We start from the raw sequence: 15,334 nt of genomic DNA, 5'->3' as shown, positions 1-15,334 counted from the left end.
GTCCGCGACCTTATTCAGGATCGCGGCACGCTCGGCCACGGGGCGTGCCGCCCAGGGACCGAAGGCGTCGTGGGAACGCTGCTGAGCCTCCGCGATCTGCTCATTAGTGGCGGTGGGGTATTCCTCGACGACCTCACCGGTGGCGGGGTTGAGAATCTGATACAACGACATCACTGCACTCCTCTGTGCTCATCCAACTCTGTTGTGCTCATCCAGCTGACGTACTCACTCAGCTGACGTACTCATTCGACAGCCCGTTCACGCGACTGTCCTGCTCTTTCGACACGACCGTCCTCGACACGGCTGTTCTCGACACGACCGCACCCAGCCCGGCTGCGCTCCTCTGACGCAGGACGCGGGGACTCACTCCGCAGCCGTGCTCGATGCGCCCGATCCCTGTCCCTGTGCCGCCGTCTGCGTCCGACCGGTCCCTGCGTCCTGCCCGCGGACCGGCGCGTCCTCCCGGAGGGAGATGCCCTTCACCCAGAAACGGGTGAGCAGGTCGACCATCTCCTCGCTGGGCTGCCGGCCGCGCCACCCCAGTTCCGTCTGGGCGTAGTAGCTCATCATCGACACGATGGCGAGCGCCGCCTCGGCAGGATCGACCTCCGGATCGGCGAAGCCCTGCGCCTGCTGTCTCCGGATGCCCTTCGCGATCCTCCGGGCGAAGCTGTCGCGGATGAGCAGCCGCACCCGGCGGAAGCTCTCGTCGTGATGCGCAACCTGCTCGATCACCAGCGACAGACCCAGGGTCTGATGGAACGAATCGAGGAACTTCCGCACCGATGCCTCGATCCGGTCCCGGATCAGGGGGACGTCCATCTCGCTCACATCCGTACTGGTGAGACGAGAGGCGATGGAGCGCTCGATGATCGCCGCGAACAGGGCCTTCTTGCTCTTGAAATGCGCGTAGAAGGTGCCGCGGGACACATCGGCCTCCTGGAGGACGTCCTCGACCGCGCAGTCGACGTAGCCGTGCCGGATCAGCGCTCGGGTCCCCGCATCGAGCAGGTGCTGACGAGTCCGCATCCCCCGCTTGTTCTTGGGCTCCGCGGGATCGGAGACTCCGCTCCACACGCTGAGTGCGAAGCGCACGTCCTCGATGTCCGCATCGACCGCCGCAGGGAACTTCCCGAGTGCTTGGTTCATCCTCCGATTGTGTCGCCCCTGTCCACGTGTCGCCATTTCCGGCACATGAACTTCGCTGTGCGGAATCGACGGCTCTGTGTTCGACACCTCCTCTCTCCTTCTCCCGTGCATGTCCTCCGTGAGCCCGCTCATCGGCCCAGCAGGCTCTCCGCCTCTTCCGCGGACAGACCGGCGAGCCGCACGAGCACCTCCACCTGGTCCGCACCGACTGCGGGTGCCGGGGTGAGCGGCTCCGTCCCGCAGTCCGGGGACATGCGCAGCGGATTGCCCACGGTGGGCACCCGGCCGTTCTTGGGGTGGTCCACGTACCGGATCATCCCGCGAGCGAGCAGATGCGGGTCCTCATCCACCTCCTTCAGCTCCTTCACCGGCGCGGACGGCACCTTGTGCGCCCCCAGCCGTCGGGTGATCTCGTCCCGGGTGAGGGTCGAGGTGACCTCGGTGACCGCTGCGTCGAGGGCATCCATGTGCACGGCGCGCTCGTACACCGTGGTGAATCGCGGATCCTCCAGCAGCGCTTCGAGCCCCAGCGCGCGGCACACCCCCTGCCAGTGGGCCTCGGCGGCACTGATGATCGCGAGCCAGCCGTCCGCCGCCCGGTAGACGTTGTACGGAGCCATCGCCAGGCCCGAATGGCGGTTGCCCGTGCGCTGCGGCAGCTCGCGGTCCGGATAGTTGTAGAGACCGCTGAGCGCAGAGGTGAGCATGGGGTAGATCGTGTCGTGCATCGACACCTCCACGACGCGGCCGGCCCCCGTGCGCTCACGGTCGTACAGCGCGGCCATCGCCGCCCCGAACAGGTGGATGCCGCCGGAGAAGTCCGTGAACGCCGGTCCCGCCTTCACCGGCGCCCCGTCCGGGAACCCGGTCGTCGCGATCGCACCGGACATCGCCTGCACGGTGAGGTCCATGGCGGGCAGCTCCGCGTACGGACCGGAGGAGCCGTAGCCCTTGCCCGAGGCCACCACCAGTCGCGGATTCCGCTCCAGCAGGGCGTCCGGGGCCAGCCCGAGCCGCTCCAGCGCACCCGGGGCGTAGTTCTCGATGAGCACGTCCGCGGAGTCCACGAGCTTCAGCAGGGCCTCACGCCCGGCCTCGCTCTTGAGATCGAGGGCGACGCTCTTCTTGTTGGAGTTCAGCATGATGAACTCCTGCGGGTCCGCGTCGTCCCGCGCCCGCCCGCGCAGCTTCTCGCCGGCCGGCGGTTCGACCTTCACGACCTCCGCACCCAGGTGGGCGAACATGAGTCCGCAGTACGGGCCGTTGTAGATGTGCGCGAGTTCGATGACGGTCAGATCTGCGAAGGACGTGAGCATGGGGTTCCGCTTCTTCGAGGACGTTCGGATGGACGGCGCGCGGCGAGGAGCGCGGCGGTGCGCCCCTCAGACCGCGGCATGACGCAGTTCGGAGGTGCAGGTCTCCGCCACACGGGTGAGCTTGTCGAACACCGCGAGCACGTCCGTGCCGCGGCTGAGGCCGTCCGGACCCCAGACCGTCAGCGAGAACACGCAGGTCCCGTCCCTGTCGAACACGGGAGCGGTGGCCGAGTGAAACTCGTACTCCCCCGCCTTCTCCACCGTCGTGTTGTTGAAGTGCGCCGAGGCCGCGTTGATCGCCGCGGAGAGCTCGCGGCGGTTCTCCGCGGTGGGCGAGTGTCCGGCGGAGGCCGAGGCGATCTCGATGGCGAGCCCGGTCTCGTGGCCGATGCCGTAGGCGTAGCCGGAGCTGCGCACCCGCTCGAGGCCCCGTTCGAAGTTGTCGCGGGCGACGTGGTCGGCGTCGTCGTGCACCTGCGACATCCAGCGCGACTCCATCTCCGGACCGCCGAAGGCGGCGAACACGCCGCCGATGGGCGGCATGAAGGGGACGTGCCGGCCCACCCTGGTGACGCGGGTGGAGCGCTTGTCCGTGCCCGCGGCCGCGACGGTGACCATGTCCTCGTCGACCATGCACATCGCCGTGACCTCCGTGGAGAGGTCCGCCGCCAGCCGCTCCATGTGCGGGCGGATGAGGTCGAGCTGCGCCACGCGGGCGGAGGAGATGCCGGTTCCCAGCGTCATGGACCCCGGCCTGAAGGAACCGTAGCCGCCCCGGAAGAACAGCAGCGGCAGGTGGGAGCGCAGGGTCTCGAGCGCCTCCACCCGGCCCACCACGATGTCGTGGTCGCCGCCGTCGAACACGTCCTGCGTCTCGCAGTCGATGAAGCCGATCGCGTCCGCGAGCCGCGGGTTCCCGTGCACGGACGGGGACCAGTCGAAGCCGTCGAGCTTGTCCGTCTTGCGCTTCGCCACCGCGCGGCAGACGTCCTCCTGGGTGTTCCCGAGGATGTTGACGCCGAACTTCGTCCCGCTGGCCCGCAGCGCGGCCCAGGAGGAGGAGGTCTTCTGCGGGAGGAAGCCCACCAGCGGCGGGTCGAGGGAGACGGAGACGAAGGAGCCCACCGTCATGGCCAGCGCACCGCCGACCGGGTCAGCCGCCGTGATCACCACGACGCCGGTGGGGAACGATCCCAGCACCCGGCGGAACTCGTCACTGTCAAAAGCACTCATCACATTCGTCCTTTCACTTCCGGCCGGCGGCCAGGATCCGGGCCGCGTTGCCCGTCATCATCGTTTCGATCTCCGCCTCGGACACACCGCGCGCCAGGAGGTCGGGGACCACACTGGACATGATCGCCCGCGCATCCCACAGCGGCAGATCCGTCCGCCGGTGCTCGTCCGGGAAGTTCATGCTGAACACGGAGGAATCGGTGGAGAGCACCATGCGGTCGGCATAGCCGAGAGCGCACATGCGGACCACGGTGTCGATGCGCTGGGCGTAGGGCAGCCTCGACTCGAGGCCGAACCGGTCCATGCCCAGCACGGAGCCGCGGTCCGCGATGCGCCGCAGGAGGTCGATGTCCGTGGTGTCCCCCACATGTCCGATGACCACACCGGACAGGTCGATGCCCCGTGACTCGAAGTAGTCCTGCTGCGCGAGCCCCGTGCCGTTCCCGGTGTCCGAATGCGTGAAGATGGGAGCACCCGTCTCCAGGTGGGCGTCCGCGACCGCCTGCATGACGGTCCGGACGCCCTCGGTCATGCCGTACCGGTCTGCGGAGCACTTGAGGACGGCGGCCCGCACTCCCGTGTCGCTGATGCCGACGCGGATGTCCCGGACGAACATCTCCGTGAGCGGGTCCGGCCCGTCGAAGAGCCTGCCCGGCCCGTTGAGCTGGGCGAACACGGGCGCCTCGTGGTAGGTGTACCACCCCGTCGCGACGAGGATGCTGAGGTCCACCTGCTCGGCGATCCGCTTGAGCACCGGCACGTTGCGGCCCGTGCCCATCACGGACAGGTCCACGAAGGTGTCGATCCCGGTGGCCTTCACCCCCTCCAGCACGGTCACCGCCCGCGCGACCATCTCCTCCACGGGGAAGAGCTCGGGGTAGTTGAGCACGAGCTCCGCGTTGAGCACGAACACGTGCTCGTGCATGAGGGTGCGGCCGAGCTCCGCAGCGGCGACCGTGCCGGTGAGGGTGGGGATCATGTCAGCGTCCTCCTGGATCGCGTGGTCAGCTGGGGCGGTGGGGGAGGATGATCTCGTCGAACATCCGGTCCGAGATCGCCTGCAGGTACTCCCGGTCCTCGAAGTCCTCGCTCCCCTTGTACCAGGAGGCGAAGTCCTCGAAACCACCCTCGTCCGTGTAGCCGAGCTCCTCGGAGATGCCCGTCCACTTGTCGATGCTCTCCTTCACCGCCGTGTTGAGCGCGGCGCCGTCGAGGTTCTCGGACTCCTCCAGGCCCTTGACCAGGCCCTCGTTGGCGGAGGTCAGCGCCACCTCGGACTCCGCGTCCAGGTACTGCGCGCTGCCTCCGGCCGCCGACGCCGCGTCCGAGGTCTCCCGCACCGATTCCAGGGCGTTGAAGAACTCGGCGCTGGTGTACTCGCGCTGACGGTCGAAGATCAGCTGCTGCGCCACGAGCGGCAGCTGCTCCCACTTGGCGCCGGCCACCAGGGATCCCGGGCCCGGGGCGAAGCTCTGCTCCTGCGGGAAGTACACGTGGGGCGCGACCTCGAGCCAGCCCACGGCCAGCGCCGTGGCCGGGGACTGCAGCGAGCAGTCGAGGATGCCGCGCTGGAAGGCCTCATAGCCCTCGGCCAGCTCGACCGAGGTGATGGTGCCGCCCAGCGCCTCCACCTGCACCTTGTGGGAGGCCGCGTTGCCGCGGATCTGCGCGCCCTCGAAATCCGCGGGCGTGCTCCGCTCATCCGCGCACACCATCGAGATGTTGCCGTTGGGATTGGCCGGGTTGATGACGTGCATGCCGCGGCTCGTGAACTCCTCCATGATCTCCGGGGTGTTGAAGGAGACCTCCTGGAGGGCGGCGTGGCTGACGATCTCGCCCACCAGCGGTGTGGAGGGAGCCTGCACCATGGAGGTCGTCATGTCCACGAAGCCGGGCATCTCCTGCGGCTCATAGGTGGTGTAGTAGTGGGCCATGTCGAGGCGCCCGTCCGTGAGCGCCGCCGGCACCTCCGTGGGCGCGGCCACCGATCCCGCGTAGTGGATGTTGACGGTGATCTTCCCACCGGACCACTCCTCGAGCGACTCCGCGAACTCACGATCGCGGAGAGACGCGTGCGCCTCCGGGTTGGGGGAGGCCACCTGGAAGTTCAGGTCGATGGGATCGACGTCCTCGAACGCCGCCCGGTACTCCTCGATCGTCGCGTCCGCGGCGACGCCCTCGCCTCCCGCACTGCCGCCTCCGCCGCTGTCCGCCTTGGAACAGCCCGTCATCGCCACGACCGCCGCCAGCGCCACGGGCACGGCGGCCAGCCTCATATGTCCTGTCCTCATCACGAATACCCCTTTGTATCTGTCCGTGTCCTCATGCCGTGCGCGGTGCCTGCCGCTGCGGCGTCCTCGCTGCGGCGGCGGGTGCCGCCGCTCACCTCAGTCACCGCTGAAGTGCCTGATGGCGCCCTTGAGGCCGAGCTCCGCCATCTGCGCCTTCACCGCATCGATCGACTCCGCCGTGTGCGAGATCGAGTCCCATTCCGCGCCCGCCCGCAGCGCCTCCGTGAAGCCCTGCCGGTCGAACACCCTGTTGAGCGCGTTCTTCTTCAGATAGAGCAGGTCCAGCGGCGTCCTGCCCACCCGGCGCGCCAGCGTCGCGGCGGCCTCGGTCGTCTCCTCCGCCGGAACCGCCTGGTTGGCCCAGCCCAGCTGGGTGGCCTCCACCCCGGTCATGCCGTTGCCGGCGATGTAGCTCAGCTCCTTGGCCTTGCGCATGCCGATGTGCCACAGCGACACCGTGCTCAGCAGACCGCCGCCGAGCGGGATGGAGGGCCAGCCGATGTTGGCGGTCTCGGACACGACCACCAGGTCGCAGCAGGCCACCAGCATGGTCGCCCCGCCCAGGCAGTGCCCCTCGACCGCGGCGATGAGCGGCTTGGGATACTTCCAGATGCGCTCCCACAGGTCGATCTTCTCCTGCAGGTTCCGCCAGTCCGCATAGGCGCTGGCAGAGGCGTACCCGGAGACCACGTCGTAGCCGGCGCTGAAGTTGCCGCCGCTGCCGCGGATGATCACGGACGAGACGGCGTCGTCCTTCGCCAGCGCGTCCAGTGCGCTGAAGAGGTCGTCCAGCAGCTCGTTGTTGAATGCGTTGAGCTTCTCCGGACGGTCGAGGGTCACCGTCGCATAGCGCTCCGCTTCGAAGCGCTCCGTCGAGACGAGAGGCATCGGTCATTCTCCTTGGAATCGGACTGGCGTCTTCGCCTTGAAGGCGGCGACGGAGTTCTTGTGGTCCTGGGTCGTCGAGGTCACCGCGGAGGCGAACGACTCGAAGTCCCAGGTCTGGGCGAAGCTGAGATCCGCGGCGGCCTGCACCGCCTTGCGCGTGGCGAAGAGCGCCTGGGTGGGTCCCTCCGCCATCGAGCGGGCGAAGGCGTGGACCCCGTCCGCGAACTCCTCCGGGGCGAAGGACCTCACCGCGATGCCCAGCTCCATCGCACGGGCCGCGTCGATCACCTCTCCGGTCATGCCGTAGTACATCGCGGTGCGGGTGCCGATCTGCTGGCCGAGCAGGTAGGGGACGGAGCTGTCCGGGGCGAGTCCGCGCTTGATGAAGCCGTACTGGAACCGTGCGCTCTCGCTGACGAGGATCATGTCCGTCGCGAGGGCGAGACCGAATCCCGCTCCGACGGCGTGGCCCTCCACGGCGGCGAGGGTGGGCTTGCGCACCCCGCGCAGCAGTTCCGCGAGCTCGCGGCCGAGGGCGATCCGGCCGGCGTTGTGCGCAGGTGTGGACGGACCGCCCATCCTCTTCACATCGCCCCCCGCGGAGAAGCTGCCGCCGCTGCCGGTGAGCACCAGGCAGCGCACCCGGGGATCGTCGTGCGCCTCGAGGAAGGCCGTGCGCAGATCCGCCCGCAGCTCGACGCTCAGCGCGTTCTTGGCCTCGGGCCGGTTCATCCGCACGTACAGGACGCCGTCCCGGAGCTCCCGCTCCACCACCTCGAGCACGGCGAAGTCAGCCCCCGCCCCGCCGCGAACGGCGCCGTCCCGGGAAGCGGTGGGGTCGTGCCGGTCAGCGCCGGTCCGCTCCGCCCCGCTCACAGCGTCGAATCCCCCGCCAGCATGCGCCTGGCGATCGTCCGGCGCTGGATCTCCGAGGTGCCGTCGGGGATGCGCAGCATCCGTGCGAAGCGGTATCCCGCCTCCAGCCCCAGCTCGTTCGTGAGCCCGAGGCCGCCGTGGATCTGGATCGCCTCGTCGAGGACCCGGCCGACCATCTCCGTACAGCGGGCCTTGATGATCGAGGTCTCCTTGACGGAGGCCTCCCCCGCGTCCACCATCTCCGCGGTGCGCAGCACGGCGGACTTGCAGAGATAGATCTCCATCGCCATCTCCGCGAGCTTGGCCTGCACCATCTGGTGCTCGCCGATCGTCCTGCCGAACGTCCTGCGGGTGTTCGCGTACTCGAGGGACATGTCCAGCGCCCAGCGGGCGAGCCCCACGCACGTGGCGGACATCGTGAGGCGGCCACGGCTGATGCCGCCCAGTGCGAGCTTGAGCGCCTTCCCCTCCTCCCCCACGATCTGCCGCGGCGTCACGTGCACGTCCGTGAGGGAGATGATCGTGGCGTTGGAGCCCCGGTTGCCCATCATGGGGATGCCCGTGTCCACGGAGAACCCCTCCGCGTCCGTGTCGACGAAGAAGCAGGTGATGCCCCCGGTGCGCGCCTTGAACGCCTCGGGGTCCGTGACCGCGAAGACGAAGGCGTGGCTCGCGTGTGCGGCGTTGGAGATCCACTGCTTCTGGCCGTTGAGGACCCAGCCTCCGTCCACCGCGCTCGCCCTCGTCTTGAGGTTGAAGACGTCCGATCCGGCGTCCGGCTCGGAGAGCGCGAAGCAGAGCGTCGCGGTGCCTGCCGCGATCGCCTCGAGCTTCTCCTCGCGCAGTCCCTCGTCCAGCTCGAGCAGGAGCGGGGACAGGCCGTTCGTGAACGGCGAGGGGATGACGGATTCGTGCACGACCGAGCGGTTGGGCCCGTACCGGTGGTGCATGGCCTCCTGGATCGCGACGATGCCGGCTGCGGAGAGGTTGCCCCCGCCCAGCTCCTCCGCACCGTAGAGCGAGTAGAAGCCGGCCTCCGCGGAGAGCTCCCGCACCTGCCTGCTGATGTCCTGGTACTCCGGGGACATGAGGCCCCGTTCGTCGAAGACCCGGGTCTCGTCCGCCAGGAGTTCGGCGTGCTCCTCTTCGATGGGTGCGACGGCCTTGTCCACGAAGCCGAAGAGGGCCTCGATGATCTCCCGGTGCTCCTGGGCCTCTGTCACTGTCCTGTCTGCCATCCGTGACCTCTTCGTGTGCTGTGTCAGATGCGCGGCCACGTCAGGACGCGGCGCCGGTGAGCTGCGGACGCACTTCCCGTGCGAACTTGGTCATGGAGCGCAGCACCTGCTGCTGCGGCTGGCTGCCTGCGTCGAACCAGCCCACGAGGCCTCCGATCCCGGTGACCAACTTGTAGTCCTCGAGCTGCTGCGCGACGTCGTCGGAGGAGCCCAGGATGATGGCCCCCTTGTCGAGGTAGTCCTGGAAGCTCAGCTCGTTGAGGCCCAGGCCCACCTTCGCCCGGTTGCTGAGGATGCTGAGGTACCACATGAGGCCCTGCTCGTACTCCTGTGCGGCGGTGGCCCGGTCATCGGAGACATGGATCGCCTTGAGCTGCGAGGAACGGGCGACGAGCTCGTCGATCTCGTCATAGCTGCGGCCGGCGTCGCGCGCCTCCTCGCGGTAGATGCCGACCAGACGGGCCATGTCCTCCCACGTGGGCAGCTGGCCCATCACGAAGGCGAAGCCCTGACGGGCGGCGGCGCGCAGAGAGGCCTCCGTCTGCGAGACCATCACGAAGACCGGCGGGTGCGGCTTCTGCAGCGGCATCGGCATGAGCTGGATCTCCGTGGCCTGCTCGCCCCGTCCCGGGACCTGGAAGTGCTTGCCCTTGTAGCTGATCTTCCCGGTGCGCCAGCCCTCCATGATGATGTCGAAGGTCTCCTGGTAGCGCTCGTCGCGCTCGTCCGGGTCGATGTCGTAGGCCTGGAACTCGAGCAGGTCGTAGGCCTTGCCGATGCCGAAATTCAGGCGGCCGTCGCTGATCACGTCGAGGAGCGAGAAGTCCTCCGCGAGCTTGAGCGGGTGGTTCATGGGCAGGCGGGTGACGCCGGAGCCCAGGCGGATGTTCTGCGTGGTGCCGGCGCAGGCCGCGAGCAGCACCTGCGAGGAGGAGATGATGCCGTACTGACGGGCGTTGTGCTCCGCGACCCAGGCCTCCTCGAAGCCCAGTTCGTCCGCGAGGCGGATCTGCTCGAGGTTCTTGTGGACGGCCTCGCGCTCCGTGGTCCAGTCCGGCACGTTGGTCAGGCAGAAGATGCCGAAGTGCAGCTGGTCGTGGCTCACTGTTACCTCCGTTGTCAGTCGCTGCCGCGCGGGCGCACGGCTTCAGGTTCAGACTTGTTTCTATACAAGCTTATACACATCTTGCACCTGCTTGGCTGGGCGCGCAATAGCGGGCTTCAAAATCATCTCGTCTGAGATCTGGACACCGCAGTGATATAGGTGTGTATAGTTTCGTCCGGGATCGGCCCTCCCCACGGGGACCTGCACTCAGCGAGGAGTGAAGATGGAGCACAGCAGAGCAGTCGTCGTCACCGGCACGGGCAGCGGCCTCGGCGCCGCCGCCGCACGCGCGTTCCTGGACGCCGGGTTCGCGGTCCACGGCTTCGACCGGACGGAACAGCAGCCCTCCGCGGAGCGCGGAGAACCGTTCTTCCCCGCGCGCGTCGACGTCACCGACGACGCGGCGGTGGCCCGGGCAGTGGCGGAGGCGGCAGCCTCGCACGAGGTCGTCGGCCTGGTGCACTGCGCCGGGATCGCGGAGTTCGGTCCCGCACAGCCGGGTCACCTGCTCGACCCCGAAAGCGGGCGGCCAGCGGACAACCTCGGGGCTGTCGAGCGCACCCTGCGCGTGAACCTCCTCGGATCGTTCGTCATGGTCCGCCACGCCGCTGCGGCCATGGCCGCCCGCGAGGTGCCCGCGGGTGAGGAGAGGGGCTTCATCGTCCTCACCTCCTCCGGCGCGGCCACGGACGGCAAGGCCGGGCAGTCCGCCTATTCGGCCTCGAAGGCCGGGATCATCGGCATGACGCTGCCGCTCGCCCGCGAGATGGGGGCTTTCGGCATCCGCGTCGCCTCGATCGCGCCGGGGCTCTTCGACACCCCCATCCTGGACGGCACACCCAAGCTCACCCGCCATGTGCCCTTTCCCGCCCGCGTGGGCCGGCCGGAGGAGTTCGCCGCGCTCGCACTGCACATCGCGCAGAACCCCTACATCAACGCAGAGGTCATCCGCATCGACGGCGGGATCCGCGGGGAGTTCACCTCGCGAACGCCCTTCGTCCGCTGAGGCCGCCCGGCCGCGATTCCGCGGACTCGCCGTCCGCGTCCGCTCCGCGGAGCCTCGTCCACCGCATCGTCGCGCAGCCTCTCGCACACTCGAGAAAGCGAGTCCCACCCATGTTGAGAACCGTCAGAATCCTTGAGCGGGTGCTGTCAGGCATCGCCGCGCTCGCACTCGTCGCGCTGATCGCGCTCAGCGTCTCCCACGCACTGGGACGGACGTTCTTCGGAGCCCCCATCCACGGCGCCAACGAGATCGCCGCGCAGTGGATCCTCCCGATCATCGTGCTCTTCGCCATTCCCAGCGCACAGGTGTGGAAGGAGCACTACGTCGTCACCATCGCCACCGAGCGCATGGGCGCGCGCTCGCTGGCCCTGCTCAAGTTCGCAGGCTTCCTCTCCGGCGCACTGCTGTGCGCCGGCCTCGCCTGGTACGGCCTCGAGGAGGCGCTGAAGAAGACCTCCGTGAGCGCCACGGCGGGGATCACCTCGCTGCCCGTCTGGCCCTTCTACTACCTGGTGCCGGTCGGAATGGCTCTCTGCGTGCTCGTCTTCGTCATGGACGCGCTGCTCGCGCTCAGACATCCGGAGGACGAGATCAACACAGGAACAGGACGGTCGATCAATGTCGACCCCGAAGAAGAAGTTCTCTGAGAGGGGCTCCTCCATGTCTCCGACCACCTCCGACTCCTCCGTGGAGAATCAGACCACCCCACCCACAGGGACCGGTGCGCGCACGCGGGGCGGACCGCGGGGACGGCTGCCCCTGGGCTTCCTCGTCTCGGCGGGGATCAGCCTCGCCTGCGCGATCGGCCTCTTCACCTCGGTCAGCGATGTGGCGTCCGGGCTCTGGGCCATCGCCCTGATGGTCTCGCTGATGTTCATGGGCATGCCGATCCCCGTGGCGCTCGGTCTCGCCAGCGTGCTCGGCATCTACTACGTGAGCGGCACCCTCGCGCTCACCAATGTGCTGTCCACCTCGGCCTTCACCGCGTCGTCGTCCTGGTCGATGACCGTGCTCCCGCTGTTCATCTTCATGGGGCTGCTGCTCACCCAGGCGGGCCTCACACAGCGCCTCTACCGCGCCACGGACCTCTGGTTCGGCTGGCTCCCGGCCGGCATCGGCATCGGCACCACCGCCGCGGGTGCCGGGCTCGCGTCCGTCTCCGGATCGACGATCGGCATGACGTACGCCCTGGGCCGCGCGGGGATACCCGAGATGCTCAGAGCCGGATACGACAGGCGAGTCGCGGTGGGTACCATCATCATCGCGGGCCTGCCCGGCCAGCTGATCCCCCCGAGCATCCTCCTGGTCGTCTACGCCGGGATCGCCTCCGTCCCCGTGGGCCCGCAGCTCATCGCCGGGGTGGTCCCCGGTCTCGCCATCGCGTTCGCTTACGCGCTGATGTTCCTCTTCATCGGCATCTTCCTCCCCACGCTCGTGGGCCGCGGTAGGAATGCGCAGGCCCACGAGGACAGGACGGTGACATGGGGCGAGCGCTTCGACGCACTCGCCAAGATCTGGGGCTTCCCGCTCATCATGCTGGTGCTCTTCGGCGGCATGTTCACCGGCGTCTTCACCCCCAGCGAAGCAGGTGCCGCGGCCGCCGGGATGTCCCTGGTGCTCGCAGTGTTCTACACCTGGCGCGACAAGCCGCTGGCGCAGGTCACAGCGGCCGCGGTGAACACCGTCAAGGCCTCCGCCGCCGTCTTCTTCATCCTCATCGGCGCGGAGATGCTCACCCGCATGCTCGCGGTCACCGGGCTCGCCGAGGCCGTCACCGGCTTCATCACCGGCCTGGGACTCTCGCGCTTCGCCTTCCTCTGCGTGCTCATCGTCCTCTACATCTTCATGGGGATGTTCTTCGACACCATGGCGATGATGCTGCTGACGATCCCCATCCTGCTGCCCGCGTTCTCCGCGTTCGACGTCGATCTCATGTGGTTCGGCATCTTCATCGTGCTGCTCGGGGAGATCGGCATGATCACGCCGCCCGTAGGTGTGCTCTCCTACGTGGTGTACAACCTCTGCAAGCGCAAGGAGATCAACACCGGCATCCGCATCAGTCTGGGAGACGTGTTCACCTCCCTGCTGTGGTTCCTGCCGCTGTCCATCGCCTTCCTGCTGCTCCTCATCGCCTGGCCCGACCTCGCGCTCTGGCTGCCGAGCATCTCGCAGGCGCAATGAGCACGGACGCGCATCCGGCCGGCGGCACCCGTGTCGCCGGCAAGGTCGTGTTGGTCTCCGGGGCGGCCTCGGGCATCGGCCTCGCCTCAGCGCGGGCGCTGGCCGCCGAGGGCGCGCGGGTCGTCCTCGCGGACCGCAGCGAGGAGGCGGGTCTCGCCCAGGCGTCTGCCCTGGGCGGGGCCCGCGCCCGCTTCGTCCTGCTCGACGTCACCGTCCCGGACTCCTGGACCGGTGCCGTCGAGGCGGCGGTGGACCGTTTCGGCCGGCTCGACGCGCTGGTGAACTGCGCCGGCACTGGCGGCAGCGGCACGGTGCGGGAGACCACGACGGAGGACTGGCGGCGGGTGATGTCCGTGAACCTGGACGGGGTGTTCTTCGGCATGCGGGCGGCGCTGCCGGAGCTGCTCAGGCGGAGCAGCTCGTCCATCGTCAACATCTCCTCCATCGCCGGACTCGTGGGCTTCAAGGGCTCCGCCGCTTACAGCGCCTCCAAGTGGGGCGTCCACGGGCTCACGAAGACCGCCGCGCTGGAGCTCGGCGAACAGGGCGTGCGCGTGAACTCCATCCACCCGGGCAGCATCGCCACCCCGCTCACGGCAGGTCTCCGGCGGGGAATCGGCCAGATCCCGGCCGGCAGGGTGGGCGCACCGGAGGAGATCGCCCACCTCGTCACGCACCTCGTCTCCGACGAGTCCCGCTTCACGAACGGGGCCTCGATCGCGGTGGACGGCGGGGAGACCGCGGGCAACAGCCTCCGCGGTCTGCTCTGAACCGGGCCGGGGCAGAGCGACGCCGGGGCAGAGCGGCGGGCCGGCCGGGCCGCACCACTGGTGCACTCCCGGACGGCCCGCCGCCGTGCGCTCGGCCCGAGGCGGCCTCAGCCCGGTCGGCGCTCTGCGAGCACCTCCTCGTAGAAGCGGTCGATCAGCGGAGTGAGGTACTCGGTGTCCACCACCTCGCCGCTGCCCTGATACCACTGGGCGAAGTCGAGGTAGTCGCCCTCGTCCACGTAGCCGAGCTCCTCGGTGATCTCCGTCCACCTCTCCGCGGATGCTCCGACGTCCTCGAGCAGCTGCTCACCGTCGAGGTTCTCGGAGCTCCGCACGCCCTCGAGGATCTTCTCATTGCCCTCTCGCACCGCCGCACTCGATTCCGCGTCGAGGAAGTGCATCCCTCCGCCGTGCTCCTGCGCCCCCGCGGCCAGGGCCTGTGTGGAGACGAACGAGTTGCCGAGCTCTGCGAGGTTGTACGAGACCATGCGGTCGAAGATCAGCTGCTGCGCCGCCAGCGGCAGCTGCTCCCAGCTGGCGCCTGCGACGATGCTGCCGGGCCCGGACACGAAGCTGCTGTCCTCCGGCACGTAGACGTTCGCCGCGGTCTCCACCCAGCCGAACCCGGTGATCGAGGTGGGAGAGCCGAAGGTGCACTGGATGACGTTGCGCTGCAGCCCCTCGTAGGTCTCCGCGAGCTGGAGGGAGACGCTCGACCCGCCCAGCGCCTCGATCTGCTGCGTCTGGGCGGCCGCATTGGCCCTGATCTGACTGTCCGCGAAGTCCGAGGTGCTCGCCTTCTCCTCCGTGCAGGCGAGTGCGGTCGCGCCGAAGGTGTTGTACGGGTTGAGCACGGTCATTCCCTGGGCCTCGAACTCGGCCATCACCTCCGGGGAGTCGAAGGAGGCCTCCTGCGCGACCAGGTGCAAGACGATCTCACCCTGGAGCGGGCTGGAGGGGAGGGAGACGAGGGAGTTCTGCACGTCCACGAAGGCCTTCATCTCGTCCGCGTGGTAGGACGTGAGCCAGTGCGCCAGATCGAGCCTGCCGTCGGCCAGCGCACCGGCGATGTCGTCGGGCGGGGCGACGGAGTTGCCGTACATGACCTCCACGGTGATGGCACCGCCGGACCACTCCTCGATGGATTCGGCGAACGCGGCATCGCGCTGGCCGGAGGTGGATTCCGCGGTGGCGGACGACACCTGGAACGTGAGGTCGATGGGGTCGACGTCCGCGAGAGCCTCCTGGTACTCCTCCATGCTCGCCCCCGCCGGCACACCC

General features: G+C 68.6%; 15 protein-coding genes. 4 read left to right on the top strand and 11 right to left on the bottom strand.

Annotated elements, in window-relative coordinates:
* The 10 genes from Q0A33_RS00650 to Q0A33_RS00605 form a co-directional block, all read right to left on the bottom strand.
* Nucleotides 1–171, bottom strand: a 171-nt coding sequence (locus tag Q0A33_RS00650; protein WP_291791628.1) for an aldehyde dehydrogenase family protein, incomplete at its 3' end; no start/stop codon positions are given.
* A 192-nt stretch (nt 172–363) separates the two neighbouring features.
* Nucleotides 364–1,149, bottom strand: coding sequence for a TetR/AcrR family transcriptional regulator (locus tag Q0A33_RS00645; protein WP_291791625.1), 786 nt, complete (start codon nt 1,147–1,149; stop codon nt 364–366).
* Nucleotides 1,150–1,277: 128 nt separating this feature from the next.
* Nucleotides 1,278–2,465, bottom strand: coding sequence for a CoA transferase (locus Q0A33_RS00640; protein WP_291791622.1), 1,188 nt, complete (start codon nt 2,463–2,465; stop codon nt 1,278–1,280).
* A gap of 66 nt (nt 2,466–2,531) precedes the next feature.
* On the bottom strand, nt 2,532–3,698 hold the full coding sequence (locus Q0A33_RS00635; RefSeq protein ID WP_291791619.1) for a flavin reductase: 1,167 nt from the start codon (nt 3,696–3,698) through the stop codon (nt 2,532–2,534).
* 13 nt (nt 3,699–3,711) lie between these two features.
* Nucleotides 3,712–4,677, bottom strand: a complete 966-nt coding sequence (locus Q0A33_RS00630) for a phosphotriesterase-related protein (protein WP_291791616.1) — start codon at nt 4,675–4,677, stop codon at nt 3,712–3,714.
* A 25-nt stretch (nt 4,678–4,702) separates the two neighbouring features.
* Nucleotides 4,703–5,974: a TRAP transporter substrate-binding protein DctP gene (dctP, locus tag Q0A33_RS00625; RefSeq protein WP_291791612.1), complete on the bottom strand. Its 1,272-nt coding sequence runs from the start codon at nt 5,972–5,974 to the stop codon at nt 4,703–4,705.
* A gap of 111 nt (nt 5,975–6,085) precedes the next feature.
* The gene (locus tag Q0A33_RS00620) at nt 6,086–6,877 is read right to left on the bottom strand and encodes an enoyl-CoA hydratase/isomerase family protein (RefSeq protein WP_291791610.1); all 792 of its coding nucleotides are present in this window, start codon (nt 6,875–6,877) and stop codon (nt 6,086–6,088) included.
* Nucleotides 6,878–6,880: 3 nt separating this feature from the next.
* Nucleotides 6,881–7,753, bottom strand: a complete 873-nt coding sequence (locus Q0A33_RS00615; protein ID WP_291791605.1) for an enoyl-CoA hydratase/isomerase family protein — start codon at nt 7,751–7,753, stop codon at nt 6,881–6,883.
* Entirely contained in the window at nt 7,750–8,991 is a 1,242-nt protein-coding gene (locus Q0A33_RS00610; RefSeq protein ID WP_291791602.1) for an acyl-CoA dehydrogenase family protein, read from the bottom strand. The genes Q0A33_RS00615 and Q0A33_RS00610 overlap by 4 nt, the downstream gene beginning before the upstream one ends.
* 40 nt (nt 8,992–9,031) lie before the next feature.
* On the bottom strand, nt 9,032–10,096 hold the full coding sequence (locus tag Q0A33_RS00605; protein WP_291791599.1) for an LLM class flavin-dependent oxidoreductase: 1,065 nt from the start codon (nt 10,094–10,096) through the stop codon (nt 9,032–9,034).
* 223 nt (nt 10,097–10,319) lie between these two features.
* Here Q0A33_RS00605 and Q0A33_RS00600 point away from each other — a divergent pair, with 223 nt between their 5' ends.
* From Q0A33_RS00600 to Q0A33_RS00585, 4 genes are all read left to right on the top strand, one after another.
* Nucleotides 10,320–11,102: an SDR family NAD(P)-dependent oxidoreductase gene (locus Q0A33_RS00600; RefSeq protein WP_291791596.1), complete on the top strand. Its 783-nt coding sequence runs from the start codon at nt 10,320–10,322 to the stop codon at nt 11,100–11,102.
* Between the two features lie 140 nt (nt 11,103–11,242).
* Entirely contained in the window at nt 11,243–11,749 is a 507-nt protein-coding gene (locus Q0A33_RS00595; protein WP_291791594.1) for a TRAP transporter small permease, read from the top strand.
* A gap of 13 nt (nt 11,750–11,762) precedes the next feature.
* Nucleotides 11,763–13,283, top strand: coding sequence for a TRAP transporter large permease (locus Q0A33_RS00590; RefSeq protein WP_291791592.1), 1,521 nt, complete (start codon nt 11,763–11,765; stop codon nt 13,281–13,283).
* Entirely contained in the window at nt 13,280–14,053 is a 774-nt protein-coding gene (locus Q0A33_RS00585; protein ID WP_291791589.1) for an SDR family oxidoreductase, read from the top strand. Before Q0A33_RS00590 ends, Q0A33_RS00585 begins: the two co-directional genes overlap by 4 nt.
* Before the next feature lie 107 nt (nt 14,054–14,160).
* Here the strand turns inward: Q0A33_RS00585 and dctP (Q0A33_RS00580) are convergent.
* The coding region (gene dctP / locus Q0A33_RS00580) for a TRAP transporter substrate-binding protein DctP (RefSeq protein ID WP_291791587.1) at nt 14,161–15,334 on the bottom strand (1,174 nt) is incomplete at its 5' end.

Origin of the sequence: Brevibacterium sp. (assembly GCF_022712115.1) — a bacterium.
Lineage (GTDB): Bacteria > Actinomycetota > Actinomycetes > Actinomycetales > Brevibacteriaceae > Brevibacterium > Brevibacterium salitolerans.
The sequence above is the reverse complement of the archived record's forward strand: the minus strand, read 5'-3'. Positions and strand labels throughout refer to the sequence as shown.

Coding starts and splice junctions, on each gene's coding strand:
- Q0A33_RS00645 (WP_291791625.1), bottom strand. CDS start 1,149: ATGAACCAAGCACTCGGGAAGTTCCCTGCGGCGGTCGATGCGGACATC.
- Q0A33_RS00640 (WP_291791622.1), bottom strand. CDS start 2,465: ATGCTCACGTCCTTCGCAGATCTGACCGTCATCGAACTCGCGCACATC.
- Q0A33_RS00635 (WP_291791619.1), bottom strand. CDS start 3,698: ATGAGTGCTTTTGACAGTGACGAGTTCCGCCGGGTGCTGGGATCGTTC.
- Q0A33_RS00630 (WP_291791616.1), bottom strand. CDS start 4,677: ATGATCCCCACCCTCACCGGCACGGTCGCCGCTGCGGAGCTCGGCCGC.
- dctP (WP_291791612.1), bottom strand. CDS start 5,974: ATGAGGCTGGCCGCCGTGCCCGTGGCGCTGGCGGCGGTCGTGGCGATG.
- Q0A33_RS00620 (WP_291791610.1), bottom strand. CDS start 6,877: ATGCCTCTCGTCTCGACGGAGCGCTTCGAAGCGGAGCGCTATGCGACG.
- Q0A33_RS00610 (WP_291791602.1), bottom strand. CDS start 8,991: ATGGCAGACAGGACAGTGACAGAGGCCCAGGAGCACCGGGAGATCATC.
- Q0A33_RS00600 (WP_291791596.1), top strand. CDS start 10,320: ATGGAGCACAGCAGAGCAGTCGTCGTCACCGGCACGGGCAGCGGCCTC.
- Q0A33_RS00590 (WP_291791592.1), top strand. CDS start 11,763: ATGTCTCCGACCACCTCCGACTCCTCCGTGGAGAATCAGACCACCCCA.
- Q0A33_RS00585 (WP_291791589.1), top strand. CDS start 13,280: ATGAGCACGGACGCGCATCCGGCCGGCGGCACCCGTGTCGCCGGCAAG.